Origin of the sequence: Shewanella sp. GXUN23E, assembly GCF_050865035.1 — a bacterium.
Classification (GTDB): domain Bacteria; phylum Pseudomonadota; class Gammaproteobacteria; order Enterobacterales; family Shewanellaceae; genus Shewanella.
In genome coordinates, this window is sequence record NZ_JBOZWP010000033.1 from 1 (window position 1) to 17,888 (window position 17,888).

14 protein-coding genes are annotated in these 17,888 nt (G+C 54.8%); 7 read left to right on the top strand and 7 right to left on the bottom strand.

The window, feature by feature from the left end:
• Positions 1–526: 526 nt before the first annotated feature.
• Genes ACRRUX_RS19915 through cmoA form a run of 7 tightly spaced genes read right to left on the bottom strand, consistent with a single transcriptional unit; the run spans position 527 to position 8,192 of the window.
• Complete coding sequence (locus ACRRUX_RS19915; RefSeq protein WP_432533915.1) at positions 527–1,600, bottom strand: DUF3541 domain-containing protein; 1,074 nt, start codon at positions 1,598–1,600, stop codon at positions 527–529.
• Between the two features lie 22 nt (positions 1,601–1,622).
• Complete coding sequence (locus ACRRUX_RS19920; RefSeq protein WP_432533891.1) at positions 1,623–3,269, bottom strand: hypothetical protein; 1,647 nt, start codon at positions 3,267–3,269, stop codon at positions 1,623–1,625.
• Positions 3,232–4,188 (bottom strand): alpha-L-glutamate ligase-like protein, encoded by a 957-nt coding sequence (locus ACRRUX_RS19925; RefSeq protein ID WP_432533893.1) that lies wholly within the window; start codon positions 4,186–4,188, stop codon positions 3,232–3,234. The genes ACRRUX_RS19920 and ACRRUX_RS19925 overlap by 38 nt, the downstream gene beginning before the upstream one ends.
• A 1-nt stretch (position 4,189) precedes the next feature.
• Positions 4,190–5,695, bottom strand: coding sequence for an inactive transglutaminase family protein (locus ACRRUX_RS19930; RefSeq protein ID WP_432533895.1), 1,506 nt, complete (start codon positions 5,693–5,695; stop codon positions 4,190–4,192).
• Positions 5,695–6,444 (bottom strand): ATP-dependent zinc protease family protein, encoded by a 750-nt coding sequence (locus tag ACRRUX_RS19935; RefSeq protein ID WP_432533917.1) that lies wholly within the window; start codon positions 6,442–6,444, stop codon positions 5,695–5,697. Before ACRRUX_RS19935 ends, ACRRUX_RS19930 begins: the two co-directional genes overlap by 1 nt.
• Positions 6,445–6,480: 36 nt before the next feature.
• Complete coding sequence (cmoB, locus tag ACRRUX_RS19940; protein WP_432533897.1) at positions 6,481–7,464, bottom strand: tRNA 5-methoxyuridine(34)/uridine 5-oxyacetic acid(34) synthase CmoB; 984 nt, start codon at positions 7,462–7,464, stop codon at positions 6,481–6,483.
• Positions 7,461–8,192 carry a carboxy-S-adenosyl-L-methionine synthase CmoA gene (gene cmoA, locus ACRRUX_RS19945; protein ID WP_432533899.1) on the bottom strand — a complete coding sequence of 244 codons (732 nt, stop codon included), beginning with the start codon at positions 8,190–8,192 and terminating at the stop codon, positions 7,461–7,463. Before cmoA ends, cmoB begins: the two co-directional genes overlap by 4 nt.
• A gap of 154 nt (positions 8,193–8,346) precedes the next feature.
• Between cmoA and ACRRUX_RS19950 the strand changes: the two genes are divergently transcribed.
• The 7 genes from ACRRUX_RS19950 to ACRRUX_RS19980 all read left to right on the top strand — a co-directional run bounded on the left by ACRRUX_RS19950 (position 8,347) and on the right by ACRRUX_RS19980 (position 17,508).
• On the top strand, positions 8,347–11,148 hold the full coding sequence (locus tag ACRRUX_RS19950) for a transporter substrate-binding domain-containing protein (RefSeq protein WP_432533901.1): 2,802 nt from the start codon (positions 8,347–8,349) through the stop codon (positions 11,146–11,148).
• Between the two features lie 175 nt (positions 11,149–11,323).
• Positions 11,324–13,102: an aspartate--tRNA ligase gene (gene aspS, locus ACRRUX_RS19955; protein ID WP_432533903.1), complete on the top strand. Its 1,779-nt coding sequence runs from the start codon at positions 11,324–11,326 to the stop codon at positions 13,100–13,102.
• A gap of 111 nt (positions 13,103–13,213) precedes the next feature.
• Positions 13,214–13,960, top strand: coding sequence for a YebC/PmpR family DNA-binding transcriptional regulator (locus ACRRUX_RS19960; RefSeq protein WP_432533905.1), 747 nt, complete (start codon positions 13,214–13,216; stop codon positions 13,958–13,960).
• A gap of 15 nt (positions 13,961–13,975) precedes the next feature.
• Positions 13,976–14,497 carry a crossover junction endodeoxyribonuclease RuvC gene (gene ruvC, locus ACRRUX_RS19965; RefSeq protein WP_432533907.1) on the top strand — a complete coding sequence of 174 codons (522 nt, stop codon included), beginning with the start codon at positions 13,976–13,978 and terminating at the stop codon, positions 14,495–14,497.
• Between the two features lie 12 nt (positions 14,498–14,509).
• The gene (ruvA, locus tag ACRRUX_RS19970) at positions 14,510–15,127 is read left to right on the top strand and encodes a Holliday junction branch migration protein RuvA (RefSeq protein WP_432533909.1); all 618 of its coding nucleotides are present in this window, start codon (positions 14,510–14,512) and stop codon (positions 15,125–15,127) included.
• A gap of 9 nt (positions 15,128–15,136) precedes the next feature.
• Positions 15,137–16,141: a Holliday junction branch migration DNA helicase RuvB gene (gene ruvB / locus ACRRUX_RS19975; RefSeq protein WP_432533911.1), complete on the top strand. Its 1,005-nt coding sequence runs from the start codon at positions 15,137–15,139 to the stop codon at positions 16,139–16,141.
• A 173-nt stretch (positions 16,142–16,314) separates the two neighbouring features.
• The gene (locus ACRRUX_RS19980; protein WP_432533913.1) at positions 16,315–17,508 is read left to right on the top strand and encodes an amino acid aminotransferase; all 1,194 of its coding nucleotides are present in this window, start codon (positions 16,315–16,317) and stop codon (positions 17,506–17,508) included.
• Positions 17,509–17,888: the final 380 nt, after the last annotated feature.

Consider the following 17,888-nt stretch of genomic DNA (forward strand, 5'->3'; position numbering starts at 1 on the left):
GCATTTCTCTCAAAGGGAACCACCCTTAGTCATTCAATGCGCCTTGAATCAGCATCCCTGACACGCTCTGAATTGATCAAACTATTAATGAAGTTGGTATTAAATCAATTTGTCAGTGCGGCGTGGCGGTCTAACGGCATTAGCTGATAACAGGCGGGTGTTTAGGCCAGTGCCTGGGATTGACCACTGGGCAATGACTCTTCACCTTTGTGTCTGCAGCTTGGCGTCTGTCGCTCAGTGTTTGCTGCCCGGTATCTATTAGCCGGTATCTATTACGTCGCGTTTACCCTTGAGCGTTAATCGGTAGAGGTTAATCTCTCATGTCTTAATGTCTAGTCTCTAACTGCCAGATGTTTAACAGCATAAGTTTAATGCGCTGTGCTGGACGTGCTGTATCCCAAGCTGTGTCTGTCACGCATGACCAGCCTGTGAGTAGATGTGTTGCAGAATAATCCGAAGCCGCGTGCCCTTAAGTGTTGGTTTTTAAGGGCACGCTTTCAAAAGCTTAAGTCATCTCTGGTTTAAGCTATTTCTTGTCTGTTTTGGGCGTCTTTTCCGGCTGTTGCCTGGGGGCAACCCCATGGGGAAGATACTTGCGTGTTGCTTTCAACTCCGCCAGATAGGGGCCGGCGTGAAGCTTGTCAGGCCAGTTAATCAACATCATTGCCAACACGTTTCTGTGTTCTCCCAATGCCAGATCAGGATTTCCCCTTGGCGAGGGTATAATGCGCTCCTGGGCATTGAATGACTTCACTATGGCTTCTCGGGTCAGGCTCACCACCCGGTGATCCGTTTGCCCGGCAAGCAGAAAGCTGATGCCAACTTCAGCGATGATATCGGGTGTCGCGTCGTTCAGTATTCGCTCCAGGTTGCGGTCGAAGTAGTCCAGGATCCAGGCAAACTCTTTGGCGCTGACTTGTTGTTGATAATACTCACTGGCAGCAAACACAAAATGAGTCATGCCATAGATTTTATTGCGAAACTGCGCCTTGCTCAGTTTGTCATCGGCATTATCCGGGTAGGTTTCCCTGAACGCCTGCTTGTAGGCTTCCCGGTAATCGCCCACGCCCAGTTGCTTCGCCCAATACACATAGTTAATAAGCTGTGCTGCCCAGGATTCGATCATCGCCCTGTCTGTCAGGCCCGTTTTCAGATCCTGTTTTTTCAGGGCCTTGATCATTTTGTCATGGCAGGGGCCGGTTAACCCAAATTCGTCGATGCGACTGCCATAGCGCAGTAATACATCGGTGTAGAACAGAAATTCAGGAAAAGGTTGCAATGCTTTTTTACGTGCCTTGGCGCGGGGACCTTTGCCCAGCTCACTGATGGCGTCAAGGGAAGCTTGCTGAACAAAGCCGGGATCGTCCAACTGACAGGCGTACCAGGATTGTGCATTGGTCACGGCATAAAGGTCGACCAGCGCGCTGTTGGCATATTTGTCATCACCTGTCATCCGAAACAGGCGAATACCATAATGGCCTTGCACCCTGGGGGGCAGTTGATACAGGTGATCTTCCAGATTTTGCTGGATTAACGTGGCCACCTGACGTTGTGATTCGGTGGCGGGCTGTGCCCAGCCGAGTGGGGACAATACGGCCATTGCCAGCAGACAAGTCCGGAATTTAATCATTCTTTTTCATTCTCCCGATGATGGTTGCCGGCTCTGCCGGCAGATGAAGTTGTTCGCTTAACACCTGCGCCAGGGTATGCAGTGGCTCGTTAATTAACAGGGCCTGATACGCTTTTGCCGGTGACAAACGGGATTCAGTTTGTTCTAGGACGATTTCTGCCAGCGCCTGATACCACAGTGGCAGGTAATATTGAGGCCCGGTTTCGGCCAGTGCAGAGAAGCCAAACTCTGCTTCTGCGGCCTTTTCCCAGTGAGCGCCAAAGCTTGTTTCAAACCAGATTGGTGCAAGTTGAGCCACGTCGGAGAGGGGCGTGCCGGTGCTCAGTATCAACGCCAGTTTGGCGCGAAAAACACCCAGTTGTTTGGCGTAGCGATCGGTCAGCGCCAATCTGCTGTCCGCAGGTTGCAACAGTACCGAATTAAGCTGCTCCATCAGCCAAAGTGACAGCCAGCGGCGGCCAACGTCGCTGAGACCATCTTTGTCTGTGGCCAGATAATGCGGCTGACTGAATGACAACGTCGCGATCGCGCTGGCCAGTTGCTCAACCGATCTGTCCAGTTCACGCTGGCTGTCTATATGGGACGGCAGCATCAATAGCACTGTGCCAAACTGACGGCCTGCGACCGGTTTTTCCAGACTGTAGGTTTGCAGCCGATTGTCTTCTGCCAGATGGACCTGTCCCAATAATCTGCCCTGGTGCCAGAATCGGTAAATCATGGGCTGAGGCTCATCATAACTCAACCCCAGTTGCTCAAAGGCCGGCGCTAACAGGGAGATAAGGGCATAGGGGGTTAATGACTCAAAGCTGGCCTTGGGCAGGGCCTTCAACTGACGACCGATATCCCAGGGGGCGACACTGATATTGCGGGTCTGAGTATTCAGAAATGCCATAACCAGTGACGGCGAGCTCAGGAATTCATCTTTCAGCCTGAATGAAGCGTAATCGGGCCAGCCATTGAGGGTTGCCTGAGTTTGTCTGAGCCGGTGGATTTCATCCAGTGCCTCCCGGGTGCGTCCGGCCGAGCGGATCTGGAATGCCTGCCAGACCTGAGCCCGGCAATCAGACTTGTCCTGCTGCAACAAATATCGGGCAATCTGCCTGTCGATTGAGTCGGTTGGATCACCTGGGGCAAGCTGGCACTGCGAATTGGCCACCTCAAGATGCATCTGACCACTGCCCAGCGCGTGTTTAACCGCAGCCTGGGCGGTGTGCAGCTTTGCTTTCTCATCCGGGGACAGCCGGTTTTGCCTGAGCTGCTCAAGCCGCTCACCCATTACTTTGATGGCGGGCTGACTGTTTTGTGAAAATGCATCAAGCAATTCAGGCAGATCGCCGGAGATCAGCAGATTATCCAGCAGATCTGCCAGATGCAGCTGACATTGAAGTAACTGATTTTTTTCATCATTACCCACCAGAGGGCGAAAGTAATCCAGTTGCTGGTTGATATTGAACAGCGGCAGTAGCCGGGATTCCAGCTCATTTGCCGCCTGAGCGGATGACAGTGTCGAAAGGCCGTCAAGTGATAACTGCGGCATCGCCTTGCAGCGGGCGACCAGCAGTTCTACAGGAGAGACTGTGGCGGCCGAAGCCGCCATCAGATTAGTCGTCAGCAGCGCTGCTAAAATGGGTTTTCGCATACGCGACCCGCTCTTCCACTGACATGGGTTTGCCGCTTAAGGCTTCAACGTGTTTGAGTCTTGGCAGGATGCCGCGACCATTGGCGATTTGGATAGCCAGCCCCGGACGGGCGTTAAGTTCCAGCATCAACGGGCCGCGGCGCTGATCCAGCACCATATCGGTTCCCAGATAGCCCAGCTCACACATCTCATAGGCGCTGGAGGCGGTGTGCATCAGGGTATCCCAGTGGGGTACCTGAATATCCGTCAGTTTCAGCCCGGTATCCGGATGAAACTCGATCGGTTGGTTGAATTGCACCGCGCGCAGACCTTTACCGGTTCCCAGATCAATACCCACGCCCACGGCGCCCTGGTGCAGGTTGGCTTTGCCGTCTGACGCGCTGGTGGACAGGCGCAGCATGCCCATCACGGGAAAGCCCTTGAACACAATCAGGCGAATGTCCGGCACCCCTTCATAGCTGTAGCCGTCAAACACAGGATCGAACTCAATCAGGCCTTCGATGATAGCCACATCAGGTTTACCGCCGAGGGAAAACAGGCCACTTAAGGTATTGGACACGTGGCGCTCAATTTCTGATGGAGTCACTTCGGTGCCACTGGGCTTGAAGAGGCGGCCATTTTCAACATGGGTGATCACCAGAATCCCTTTACCGCCGGAGCCCTTGGCGGGCTTGATCACAAAGCCGGTGCGACCTTTGATCATTTCCGGCAGACGGGCCACTTCATGTTGCTGGCTGATCACGCCTATCAAATCCGGCACGGCAATGTTGTTGGCCAGTGCCAGTTGTTTGGTGGTCAGCTTGTCGTCCACCCGCTTGTAATATTTGCGGGGGTTATAGCGCGCAATATAGTCAATATTGCGCTTATTCATCGACAGCACGCCTGCTTTACGCAGTTGCCATGGCCAGGCGAAATTCATATTACTCTCCTGCCAACGGCTTGAAGCGTTTCAGCTCCAGCAATTTGTAACCTGTGTACTGACCCATCAAAAGCACCAGCGCCAGGATCACCAGGTGAATACCCAGGAAATTGAATACCCAGTGCTGCACCCAGGTGGCGCTCATCGCCAGGTAGGCGAGGGTGGCGACCAGCAGGCTGCCGCCGCCCTGAACCACCACTTCCTTGGCACCTTCCTCTTCCCACAGGATGGACATACGTTCAATGGTCCAGGCCAGAATAATCATCGGGAAGAAGGTGATGGTCAGGCCTTCGCTCAGCCCAAACTTGTACGACAGAATGGTGAATAGGCCAATAATGCCGATCACCACAATAATCACCGCCGATATTCGCGAAATAAGCAGCAGGTTCAGCCGTGACAGGTAAGAGCGGATCATCAGACCGAAGGCAACAATCAGCAAAAAGCCGACCAGACCGGTGAGCAGGGTGGTTTGAATAAAGGCCAGTGCAATCAGCACGGGCATAAAAGTGCCAGAGGTTTTGATACCGATAATCACCCGCAGGAATACCACCATCAGCACGCCCACAGGGATCAGCAGAATCCCTTTGAACAGGCTTTGCTCTTCCAGTGGCAGCTGATACAGGGAGAAGTCCCAGGCATCCTGATTTTTCATCAGATCGATGGAGGTCGCCAGGGCGCTTCGGGTGTCTTTGAGCATAGAGAAACTCACCTGCGAGTTGACACCGCCCACTACATCCAGCACTGAGTTGCCGTCACGTTCCCACAGCAGCAGACTGTCAGGGCGGCCTTCTTTACCACTGACCACATCGAACAGATGCCATTGTCCCTTGTCATAAACCTCAGCCAGAGGCACCAGAGATTGACGACGACGCTGATCTTCCAGATACAGGCCGTTGACTTCATGGGCGGCAATGCCCTTGTCGTGCAGCATGCGGACAAACAGCTTGGTTGGGCTGTTGCCGGACAGCAGCAGCTCAACATTCTGGCTGCGATTGGTGGCACTCAGGGTTTGCATCAGCTGACGGGCAAAGCTCAGATTACCGGCGCTGCGGGCCCAGGCTTCTTCAATCACCTGCTCAGCGGCGGTTTTCTCGGTGGCCGGCCAGATATAGGGCTCTGGCTGAGCCGGGGTATCAGCGGCGATCAGTTCGTCTTTGCCGGAAGGCACCAGCGTCAGCTTGTAATAGATATCCTGCTGGCCATTGGCGGCGCGGGTCGACCAGATGGCGCGGCGACTGCCGTCCACGTCGGTTACGCTCAGACCATAGCCTGGGGAGGAGGCGTTTTCAGTGAGAATGTCAAACGCCGGATCGTTGGGCAGCGACAGTGACACTTCCGCCGGTTCACCTGTGCCGACAAAGCTGACTTTGGCATCCAACGCCCAGCTTTGTACCTGTTTGCCCGGCAGGAACGGCACATTGTGTTCCATGCCACGATAGACACTGGCGCCAATACCCAGAATAAACAGCAGGGCGACCAGCAGATAAAAGGGTTTACGGGACTGCATTATTGCTCCTTGTCGCTGGCTGGGACCTGGGGCTTACCGTTGATGTAGCTTTGGCTGACATCGACTACGGCAATATCTTTCATAAATTTACGGCCCAGCAACAGCGGGTACTCCAGATGGCTGCGATCAGTCAGGTTCAAGTCTGTCTCGGCGGCATATTTGCCGATTTTCAGGTGAGCGCGGATCACTGGACGACGGTCATCAGTGCCATCGGCGTCCTGCTTGATACGCACAAAACGCTCGACTTTTGATTCGAAGGTCTGGGCTGGAGCATTTTCGCCTTTGGTCTGTATGTCGAATCTGACCCATTGATTGCCATCGCGTTCAAACAGGATGATATTGCGGGCGTCGATGGAGGAGGATTCGGCACCTGTGTCGATACGGGTGTTGAAGTAGCTTTTGAACTCCTCAACAAATACATATTCGACTTCACCCAGCAGGAATTTATCTCCCAGGGTTTCAGGACATTTTCCCGGTACCTCAACTACCTGTGTTTCAACCCGGGCGGGATCGGGCTGCGACAATTGTTTTTCCATCGCCTGCAGCTGCTGCTGCAGTTGTGTCAGCGCTGCCTGGTTGTCGGCACTGGCGGCAGACACCTGAGTCAGCAGCACCTGATTGTTGGCGATCAATGCCGCCTCAAGAGCCTGTGCATCCACAGGCTCGGGGCGATTGGCTGATTGTTGGTTAAGGGCACAGCCGGACAGCAGTGTGGCGGCCAGGGCCAGGGTGTATCTGGGCTTGAGCATAGTCGTTACCATGTTATTGTTGCAAAGCCAGCAGGCTTATTCATTGGACGGCTTTTTTCGGGCAATGATAATGGCACGTTTGGGTGCCTGATACCCTTCGACGGTACGGGTAATATCCTGAGGATCAAGATAATCGACCAAAGACTCGTTGGGCATCCATTCAGTTGTCCGCTGCTCGGCGAGGGACGTGACATCCACATCGACACAGCGTACATCTTCAAAATCACATTTTTCCAGCCAGCGGATTAACGCCGGCACGGAGGGCAGATACCAGACATTATTCATTTTGCCGTAGCGGTCTGCCGGTACCAGTACGGTATTTTCATCACCATCCACTACCAGTGTTTCCAGTACCAGCTCGCCATTGTCTTTGAGCTGATCTTTCAATTGCAGCAGATGATCTATGGGTGAGCGCCGGTGATACAGCACACCCATGGAGAATACGGTATCGAATGCATCCAGCGGCGGCAGCTCCTCGATTCCCAAAGGCAGCAGGTGGATTGGCAGGTCCTGACCAATCAGGCGCTTGACCGCTTCAAACTGACATAAAAACAGTGCCGATGGGTCAATGCCCACAACCTGTTGCGCGCCTTCGCCGAGCATCCGCCACATGTGGTAACCGCTGCCGCAACCGACATCCAGCACGGTACGGTATTTCAGTGGCGAGATATGGGGCAAAACCCGATCCCATTTCCAGTCACTGCGCCACTCGGTATCGATATGAATGCCGTGAATGTGAAACGGGCCTTTGCGCCAGGGTTTGAGCAGTCCCAGCAGGTTTTTCAGCTTTTCCTGCTCTCCCTGACTCAGCTGCTCACCACTGCCGACAGTGACACTGTGTTGCAGATCCAGCTTATCCGGCTGAGGAAACTTAAGTTTAGCCAGCACCTTTTCCCATTTGGGCAGGTTGCCGTGTTTATGTTCTCTTTGCCATTGCCCCAGAATGGCGGGCATGGTTTCCAACCAGTGTTGCAGGTTGGAGTCGGCGATTTGCTTGTAAAAAGAGCTGAAACTGATCACTTGATAGCCACCATAGAGGCAAAATTGAAACACTGAAACCACGGGCTGACATGACGGAACCCTATATCAGTCAGGCGTTTTTCGTGCAGTGACAGCGGATCGGGTCGCATTACATTTTCCAGCGCGCTGCGTTTCTGACTGATCTCCAGTTCGCTGTAGCCATTGGCGCGTTTGAAGTCCAGATGCTGGGCATCCAGCAACTCCTGTATGGCGGGATCTTCAAAGCGCAACTTTTCAGACAGTACCAAAATGCCACCCTTGTTCAAACCCTGAAAGATTTTCTCAAGTAGCTGTTTTCTGTCGTCCGGCGGCAAAAACTGCAGGGTAAAGTTGAGTATGACCATGGAAGCATTACTGATATCCACATCGCGGATATCCCCCAGCAGCAGCTCGACATGAGTATCGCTGACATAAGCTGACAGATTTTCGCGGCAGCGGTTAACCATAGATTCACTGTTGTCGACGGCGACAATTTCACAGTCACGACCGTCAATCCGGCGACGCACGCTCAGGGTGGCCGCGCCCAGCGAGCAGCCCAGATCATACACCCGGGTTTCGGGCTTAACGTACTTGTGGGCAAAATCCCCAATTGTGGCAATGATTTGGGCATAACCTGGCACAGAGCGGCGGATCATGTCACCGAACACGCCGGCGACGCGACTGTCGAATTGAAAATCTGCTATTTCGGCTGCGGGCTGCGCATAGATGGTGTCTGGAGAAGAGTTCATCTGAAGTTTATCAATGGAATGTAATGGGGCATTTTAGCCAATTGCCAAAGGCACCAGCAAGCCTGGCTCTGGTAATTCGGCTTTTTTTTCTGTCTAATAACATCGCCTTTACATCATTGATGCAAAACGTTTTTCGATTCGGTAAGGATACTCATTGAAAACATGGTTTTACTCGCTGCTGCCGTTGTTGTGGGGATTATCCCTGCCCGTTGCACTCAAGGCCCAGGATACACAGCCCATCGCCGCGCCGTCCTCATTCTCCCAGGCTTCTGCGGTATTGGATGTCGCGATAAGCGCCAATCTGCCCCCGCTCAGTTACCGCGATGATAATGGCGAAGCGGCGGGAATATTACCTGAGTTGCTTAAACAGGCGATCAGCCAAGCGGATGCTGATTACATCCTGACGTGGCAGTTTATGGACGCTATCCCGGAAGGTGTTTCGGCGGCCGATAGCCCTGTTATCCGAAGGGATGCTGACCATCAACCCGATATCGACCTGCGGCAGATACCCACGAGCATCAGCGCGCAGGTGCAGAGTATTGCCGTTCCCATTGATGTGGATATTCGTCTGTATACCCATGAAAGTATCGGGGCCAATGCGCTGACGCCATATCGCATAGGTATGGTTGCCGGTTTTGATTTGTTTCACTCCCTGCCATCGTCTGTGGTTGCCAATCTCGTGCGGTACGATTCTCTGGAGCGGATGCTGAGCGCGGCCACCGCGGGCGATATTCTTGCTTTTATTACCCTTGCCGGTGCGACCGACGGCATGGCGCAATTTGACCCGCTCCCCTGGCAGATAAGTGTGCCCGGGGTGGTATCGCCAAAAATAGTCATCAGTGAGCACTCGCCGATCGCGCCCGTAACCCTCAGACGCATGCTGGAAGCGGTTGATATTGCCGCAGTGGCGCGCAGCGCTGAAGCAAACACAGGAACACCGGTCAGTCTGGTCATCGCCGCTCAAACCGGCATTGCCCCTTATGCAGATATCGGCAGCGACGGCCAGCTGCACGGATTGTATGTGGATTTGTGGCGCGCCTGGTCAGAGCAAACCGGTGTCAGGGTAAGCTTTTTGCCTTCAACGATGCAGCAGTCAGTAAAGGATGTTTCCCTCGGGGTGGCTGATGTTCAGATTGGTTATCCCCAAAACGAAGTACCGCCGGATGCAGAACCTGAGTCAAGCTCAGGGCTTGAGGCGGCATGGCAGATCTATGGGGTAACCAGCAGGGTGTTCGTTCCCGCTGGCCGCCGGTTTTCCGCTACCGGTGAGGGTGAAATCATAGGTGTGTTTCGAACTGCGCCCTATCAACAGGCACTGGCAAGGCAATTTCCGGCGGCAGATTTGGTGGTTTTTGAGTCGCCTGAACAAATGCTCACCGCGATGGAACATGACGATCTGACGGCCTTTGTGGCCGCGACGCGTTGGGCAGAAAGCATGCTGGTATCCCGGGGAGAGTGGGACAAATACCGGGTGTTGCCCCAGTATGCGTTTGATACCCGTATTGATGCGCTGATCTCACCCCATCGTCCTGAGCTTAAGTCACTGATTGCTGAAGGCTTTGCCTCGATTCCCGGAAATCAGCTGGCGGATCTTGAAGCTAAATGGATTTACGGCCCCAGAGACAGATTCTATGTGCATCAGGCCAGTCAGGTGCCTCTGTCGGTGCCTGAGCGGTTGTTCCTCAGCCAGCTCGGCAGCGTGCAGGTCGGCTATCTGGCAGACTGGGCACCATTTGAGTTCCGCCGTGACGCTCAGATGACCGGCATTAACGCCGATGTGATGCGGCTGCTGGCCGCCAGGCTGGGACTGACGCTCGAATTTGTCCCGTTCGACAGTTTTCATCAGTTACTTGATGCACTGAAGCGCGGTGATATCAAACTGGTTGGCTCACTGCTGCCTACCGCGGAGCGGCTCAAGGATATCAGTTTTACCGACAGTTACTGGCCATCGCCCTGGGCGGTTGCCAGCACTGAAAGCAGCAGCATTTATGGACTGGCGCAATTGGCCGGTAAGCGGGTTGTGGTGGTGGAGGGGTATCACCTGGCCGGTGAACTGATGCTGATGCGGCCACGGATTGAGCTCAAAATGGTGTCAGATGTCACCGAAGGCTTATCGCGACTGGCTGCGGGTGATGCTGATCTGATGATAGGTAAACTGGCGCCGCTGGCCTGGGAAGTGCAAAAGCGTGGCGACGACATACGTTTATCCATGCTGACCGATGTCGCCGCCGAGCGCAGCCACATAGGCGTCAACAATCAGTATGCCGCGCTGGTTCCGCTGCTCAACCGGGCGCTGGCCGGTGTTGAAGAGCACGAGTTCAGGCGCATCTACGAGCAGTGGGTGCCCGACATTCCGGCCGGTAACGACATCGCCCCGGGCAACTGGCTGGTGGCTGGCATTTGTTTGCTGCTGGTACTGGGCGGCTGGCTGTGGCTTCGTCGCCGTGCCTTCGTGGCGGACGAGCGCCGGGAGCTGCTCAAGGATCCAATCACCGGCTTGATTGGCCGGCAACTGCTGGATGACAGACTCAGTCAGGCGGTGCTGCTGCATCAACGCCAGCGTCAGTGTTTTGCGCTGATTTTTATCACCATCGAGGGAATGGAGACTCTGGCGGCGCAACTGGGGGCGGCAAAGGTGGAGTCCGTGTTCCGGCGGATGACGGCCAGGCTCGCCACGGGTATCCGCCGCTCTGATACGGTGGCGCGTTTCAGCGAATATGAATTGGTGGTGCTGCTGCCATTTGTGACCAGCGAAGAGCACCTGGCGCAGCTGGCCCACAATATTCAAAGTCTGCTGACCGAGGGAGATGAGCATATTGCACCGGGAATGCTCAGGGTCGGCCTTGGGGTTGCCCTGTATCCCAAAGATGGCGGGGACCCGATTGAGCTGCTGGCGCAGGCCGCGAAACTGACCGAGCAGGCACTGGCCAGCGGGGTAGCGATAAAAGTGGCATAACCGGTTAAAATGCAGGCGGTTGTGGTGAGGGAGGAGGGTGGTCTCTGGTGTCGGGCAACAATCTGGCGGATACTTCACCGACTGGCAGCGAACTGCTTTGGTAATCGGCATTCTTTCTCTATAATGCCCCATTTATTATTCTCCAGTACCGGATTCGGGATTAAGGAACAGCGAGATGCGCACTCATTATTGTGGAGACGTTAACAAGTCTCACGTTGGACAAGAAGTAACCCTGGTAGGTTGGGTGAACCGCAGCCGTGATTTGGGCGGTGTGGTATTTTTGGATCTGCGGGACCGCGAAGGTCTGATCCAGGTAGTGTATGACCCAGATTTGCCAGCGGTGTTCGATGTGGCCAGCAGTCTGCGCAGTGAGTTCTGTGTTCAGGTTAAAGGCCTGGTGCGCGCCCGTCCTGACAGCCAGGTGAACGCTCAGATGCGTACCGGCGAAATTGAAGTGCTGGGTAAAGAACTGACCATCATCAACGAATCTGCGCCGCTGCCGCTGAGCATGGATAACTATCAGAACAACAGCGAAGAGCAGCGTCTGAAGTACCGTTATCTGGATCTGCGTCGCCCGGAAATGGCTCAGCGACTGCTGTTCCGCTCCAAGGTGACCAGCGCCGTGCGCCGTTTCCTTGACTCCAACGGCTTTCTGGATATCGAAACCCCAATCCTGACCAAGGCCACGCCTGAAGGTGCCCGCGACTATCTGGTGCCAAGCCGTACCTACAAAGGTCAGTTCTTCGCGCTGCCACAGTCTCCTCAGCTGTTCAAGCAGCTGCTGATGATGTCCGGTTTTGACCGTTACTATCAAATCGTCAAATGCTTCCGTGACGAAGACCTGCGCGCCGATCGTCAGCCTGAATTTACCCAGATTGATATCGAAACCTCCTTTATGTCTTCTGAGCAGGTGATGGCCAAGACCGAAGAGATGGTACGTGGTCTGTTCCTGGAACTGCTGAACGTGGATCTGGGTAACTTCCCGCGCATGACCTGGCATGAAGCCATGCGTCGTTTCGGCTCTGACAAGCCGGATCTGCGTAACCCGCTGGAGCTGTGTGATGTTGCCGATCTGCTGGCTGGTATTGAGTTTGCGGTATTCAAGGGGCCATCTGAAGATCCGGAAGGCCGCGTAGCCGCTATCCGCGTACCGGGTGGTGCAACCCTGAGCCGTAAGCAGATTGACGACTACACCAAGTTTGTTGGTATCTATGGTGCCAAGGGCCTGGCGTGGATGAAAATCAACGATCTGGCCTCCGGCATGGAAGGCATCCAGTCTCCAGTGCTGAAATTCCTGTCTGAAGAGATGGTTAACGCCATTATTGAGCGCACCGGCGCACAGACCGGCGATATCCTGCTGTTTGGTGCCGATAAAGCCAATGTGGTGGCCGAAGCCATGGGCGCGCTGCGTCTGAAGCTGGGTGAAGACTTCAACCTGCTCAAAGGTGAGTGGGCGCCGCTGTGGGTAGTTGACTTCCCTATGTTTGAGAAGGCCGATGGCCGTCTGTACGCCGTACACCATCCATTCACCGCACCCAGTGGTGTGACCGCCGCTGAGCTGGAAGCCGATCCGGCCAATGCTGTATCAGATGCCTATGACATGGTGCTGAACGGCTGCGAACTGGGCGGTGGCTCGGTACGTATCCACAACAGCGAGATGCAGAGCACTGTGTTCCGCATTCTGGGCATTGATGATGAAGAAGCCAAAGAGAAATTCGGCTTCCTGCTGGAAGCACTGCGTTACGGTACACCACCACACGCAGGTCTGGCATTTGGTCTGGACCGTCTGGTGATGCTGATGACCGGCGCCCAGTCAATCCGCGATGTGATGGCTTTCCCGAAAACCACCACTGCAGCCTGTCCGCTGACCAACGCACCTGGCTTTGCCAATCCCGCACAGCTGGAAGAGTTGGGGATTGCTGTGGTCGCCAAGAAGACCCAGAACGACGCCTGACAGGCAACTCAATACCGGGGCTAACGCCTCGGTATGTGTTTTTAAGCTCGTGTTATTACCCTTTTTAAGGCCGGCAATTATGCCGGCCTTATCAACTACGGAGAATGAGATATGGCAGGTCACAGTAAATGGGCCAACATCAGACACCGTAAAGCTGCGCAGGACGCCAAGCGCGGTAAGCTGTTTACCAAATTTATCCGCGAACTGACCGTGGCCGCCCGTGAAGGTGGCTCAGACGCCGATGCCAACCCCCGTCTTCGCGCGGCCATCGACAAGGCGCTGTCCAACAACATGACCCGCGACACGGTCGAGCGCGCCATCAAACGCGGCGCCGGTGAGCTGGATGGTCAGACGCTGGAAACCATCATCTATGAAGGTTACGGTCCCGGTGGCACGGCTGTTATGGTCGAGTGTATGACCGACAACCGTAACCGCACTGTCAGCGGTGTACGCAACGCCTTTTCCAAATCCGGCGGCAGTCTGGGAACCGATGGCTGCGTCAGTTATATGTTCACCAAGCGCGGCGTGATCTCCTTTGATGACAGCGTCGATGAAGATGCCATCATGGAAGCGGCGCTGGAAGCCGGCGCGGAAGACGTGATTGCCCATGAAGATGGCAGTGTCGATGTGTACAGCACTCCCGAGGAGTTTGGCAGCGTCAAAGACGCGCTGGATGGCGCCGGTTTCATCTCCATCAATGCCGAAGTGACCATGGTGCCGGACAACAAGGCCGATTTGGATGCCGATACCGCGCCCAAGTTCCTGCGGTTGATCGACATGCTGGAAGACCATGATGATGTGCAGGAGGTGTACCACAACGCCGAGATTGCGGACGACATCATGGAAACCCTGGAATAGGATGACTGACGCCTTATGACCATTATTCTGGGGGTTGACCCAGGTTCGCGGATCACAGGTTATGGGGTGATCCAGTGTCAGGGCAGACACACCCGCTATCTGGGCAGTGGCTGTATCCGCACCTCATCCGATGAACTGCCAATGCGCCTGAAGCAAATCTTTAATGGCATTTCTGAAATTATCCGGCAATATCAACCGGATCAGTTTGCCATTGAAAAAGTCTTCATGGCCAAAAATGCCGATTCGGCGCTCAAATTGGGGCAGGCGCGCGGCGCGGCCATCGTCGCGGCAACCGTGGCGGAACTGCCGGTGTTTGAATACAGCGCTACCCAAATCAAAAGTGCCGTGGTGGGCACCGGACGGGCGCAGAAAGCCCAGGTGCAGCATATGATCACCCAATTGCTGAAACTACCCGCGGCGCCACAGGCCGATGCCGCCGATGCGCTCAGTGTCGCCATGTGCCACTACCATACCTGCCAGAGTCTGGTAGCCTTGGGGGGCGCAGCGTCCCGTCGCAGTCACGGTCGATATAAATAACAGGTAACAGGAATGATAGGACGACTCAAAGGTCTGCTTGCCGAGAAGCAGGCACCGAACATAGTGCTGGATGTACACGGCGTGGGCTATGAAGTGCAGATGCCCATGACCAGTTTTTATGAGCTGCCTGAGCTGGGCGAAGAAGCCCTGATTTACACCCATTTTGTGGTGCGGGAAGATGCGCAGTTACTGTATGGTTTTATCAGCAAGCAGGAACGCACCTTGTTCCGTCTGCTGATTAAAGCCAATGGTGTTGGCCCTAAACTGGCGCTGACGATTCTTTCCGGCATGACGGCTGCAGAATTCGTCGGCTGCGTTGAGCGGGATGATATTGCCACTTTGGTGAAACTGCCCGGTGTTGGCAAGAAAACCGCTGAGCGTTTGCTGGTGGAGATGCGCGATAAACTCAAGAGCCTGCTGGATGCCTCACATCCCGATGGTAAAGAGTTCAAATTGCAGAGCAATTTTGAACCTTCACCGGTGGTGAACAGCGCTGAGGAAGACGCCATTGCCGCACTGCTGGCACTGGGGTATAAACCGGCTCAGGCCAGCCGTGCGGTCAGCACGGTCATGACAGAAGGAATGGATTCAGAGGCGCTGATCAAAGCTGCCCTGAAGTCCATGCTGTAAGGAATTGAGATGATTGAAGCAGACCGGCTGATCCAACCCCAGATGATGGGACAGGATGAGGTTGTTGACCGTGCCATGCGGCCCAAGCTGCTGGATGAATACACGGGACAGGACGACGCCCGCGCGCAGCTCAAGGTGTTTATCGAGGCGGCCAGACGCCGCGGCGAAGCGCTGGATCACATGTTGATTTACGGCCCACCGGGTCTGGGAAAAACCACCCTGGCGATGATCGTTGCCAACGAGATGGAGGTGAATATCAAATCCACCTCTGGTCCTGTGCTGGAAAAAGCCGGCGATCTGGCGGCCTTGCTGACCAATCTGGAAGCCGGCGATGTGCTGTTTATCGATGAAATTCACCGGTTAAGCCCTGTGGTGGAAGAGATCCTCTATCCGGCCATGGAAGACTATCAGCTGGATATCATGATAGGTGAGGGGCCTGCGGCCCGCTCCATCAAGCTGGATCTGCCGCCTTTTACCCTGATTGGCGCCACCACCAAAGCCGGTTCTCTGACCTCACCGCTGCGGGCCCGTTTCGGCATTCCGCTGCGGCTGGAGTTTTACAATGTGGCGGATCTATCCACCATCGTGGCCCGCTCTGCCAAGGTGATGGAGATTGCCATGGACGATGAAGGCGCCCGGGAAATCGCCCGTCGCTCCCGCGGCACGCCGCGAATTGCCAACCGTTTGCTGCGCCGGGTGCGCGATTACGCTGAAGTGAAACACGATGGGGTGATCACCGCCTCCGTGGCTGAGCAGGCGCTGGACATGCTGGATGTGGACGGTGAAGGATTTGACTTCATGGACCGCAAACTGTTGCTGGCGATTATCGACAAGTTTACGGGCGGCCCGGTGGGTCTGGATAACCTGGCGGCCGCCATCGGCGAAGAGCGGGAAACCATTGAAGATGTGCTGGAGCCGTTTTTGATCCAGCAGGGCTTTATTCAGCGTACGCCCCGAGGCCGCATCGCCACCCACAGAGCCTACCTGCATTTCGGGCTGGATAAACCCGAATAAGGTTTTGTCGCAAAGATTGGCGGATCATCAATAAATCCGGTAAATATTGTATTTTCCACAAGCATTTACCAGTTTGTGAGGTGATCCGCTTTTTAGCAGCCATGCGGTTTTGGCACTATGCTACTATCCAGTCTCCCTACAAAACACAGTTAATAATTTCAGGAACCCGTCACATGATTTTTTCTCAGGTCACCCTGGCGCCAGCCGACCCTATCCTTGGACTTACCGATGCCTTCAAGGCCGATCCCCGCAGCAATAAAGTTAACCTGGGGGTAGGGATCTACAAGGATGAGGCCGGTGATACCCCGGTACTGCGCAGCGTGAAACAGGCTGAAGCCCGTTTGCTGGAAAACGAAAAGAGCAAAAATTATCTGGGCATTGACGGGGTTCAGGCATACAACCAGGCGGTACTTGAACTGCTGTTTGGCAAAGGCAGTGAGCTGATTGCCAGTGGCCGCGCTCAGGCTGCGCAGGCCCCGGGTGGTACAGGAGCGCTGCGTATTGCCAGCGAGTTTGTGATGAACAGCACGCCATCACGGACCATCTGGATCAGCAACCCAACCTGGGCCAACCACCAGAACGTGTTTGAGACTGCCGGTCTGACGGTCAAAGAGTACCGCTACTACCGCGCTGCTGATCACAGCATGGATTTTGATGCCATGATGGCCGATCTGGCGACTGCCAAGCAGGGCGATCTGGTGCTGCTGCATGGCTGCTGTCATAACCCAACCGGTATTGATCCTACCAGCGCGCAGTGGCAGCAAATCGGCGAGTTGTGCCGTGACAAAGGGCTGGTGCCTTTGTTCGATTTCGCTTATCAGGGTTTTGGCGCGGGCATTGAAGAAGATGCCGAGGGCCTGCGCATTGTTGCCGCCATGGTGCCCGAGATGCTGATCGCCAGCTCGTTTTCCAAAAACTTCGGTTTGTACAACGAGCGTATTGGCGCAGTGACAGTGGTCGCCGCCGACAGCGACACCAAAGACAAAGCCTTCAGTCAGATTAAACGTACCATTCGCGCCAACTACTCCAATCCACCGGCTCACGGCGCCTTGATTGTCAGTACCATTCTGGGTGACAGCAATTTGCGCAAAGAGTGGGAAGCCGAGCTGACCGAAATGCGCGAGCGTATTGCCAAGATGCGCGTGCTGTTTGTCGAGAGCCTGGCTGCAGCCGGTGTGACTCAGGACTTTGGCTTTATCTCCCGTCAGAATGGCATGTTCAGCTTCTCAGGCCTGAGCAAAGAGCAGGTAGCCCGCCTGAAGGATGAGTTTGGCGTGTATATCGTCGGCTCAGGCCGTATCAGTGTTGCGGGGATGACCAAATCCAATATGCCGGTGATTTGTAAGGCGATTGCAGCAGTGTTGTAATTGTTTTGCCTGATAACTCAGGCGCTTTTCTGGTGCTTACGCACTGGTGTTATGAATAGCCGTACAGGGGAAACCTTGTACGGTTTTTGTTTTTCTGTGGGATTGGTCGAGTAGGGAGGCAAGCTGCGCTTGCCAGCAAAGTCGTGGGTTCCACCCACACGGGGCAAGAGGGGATCAACAGCAATTCCCTCTTGCATCTCCCTTGCCGCCCCAGACGGTGCCGAAAGCCCCTCGAATTTATGATGAAAATCGCTACTGGCTCAGACGCTCGTCCATGATTCGACTGAGCCTGCTTCGACATCCATGTCGAAGCCACGCGATTTTCATCAACATTCTTCGGCGGCACCGATGGGGAATGGTGTATTCCTCCAACTCGCAAA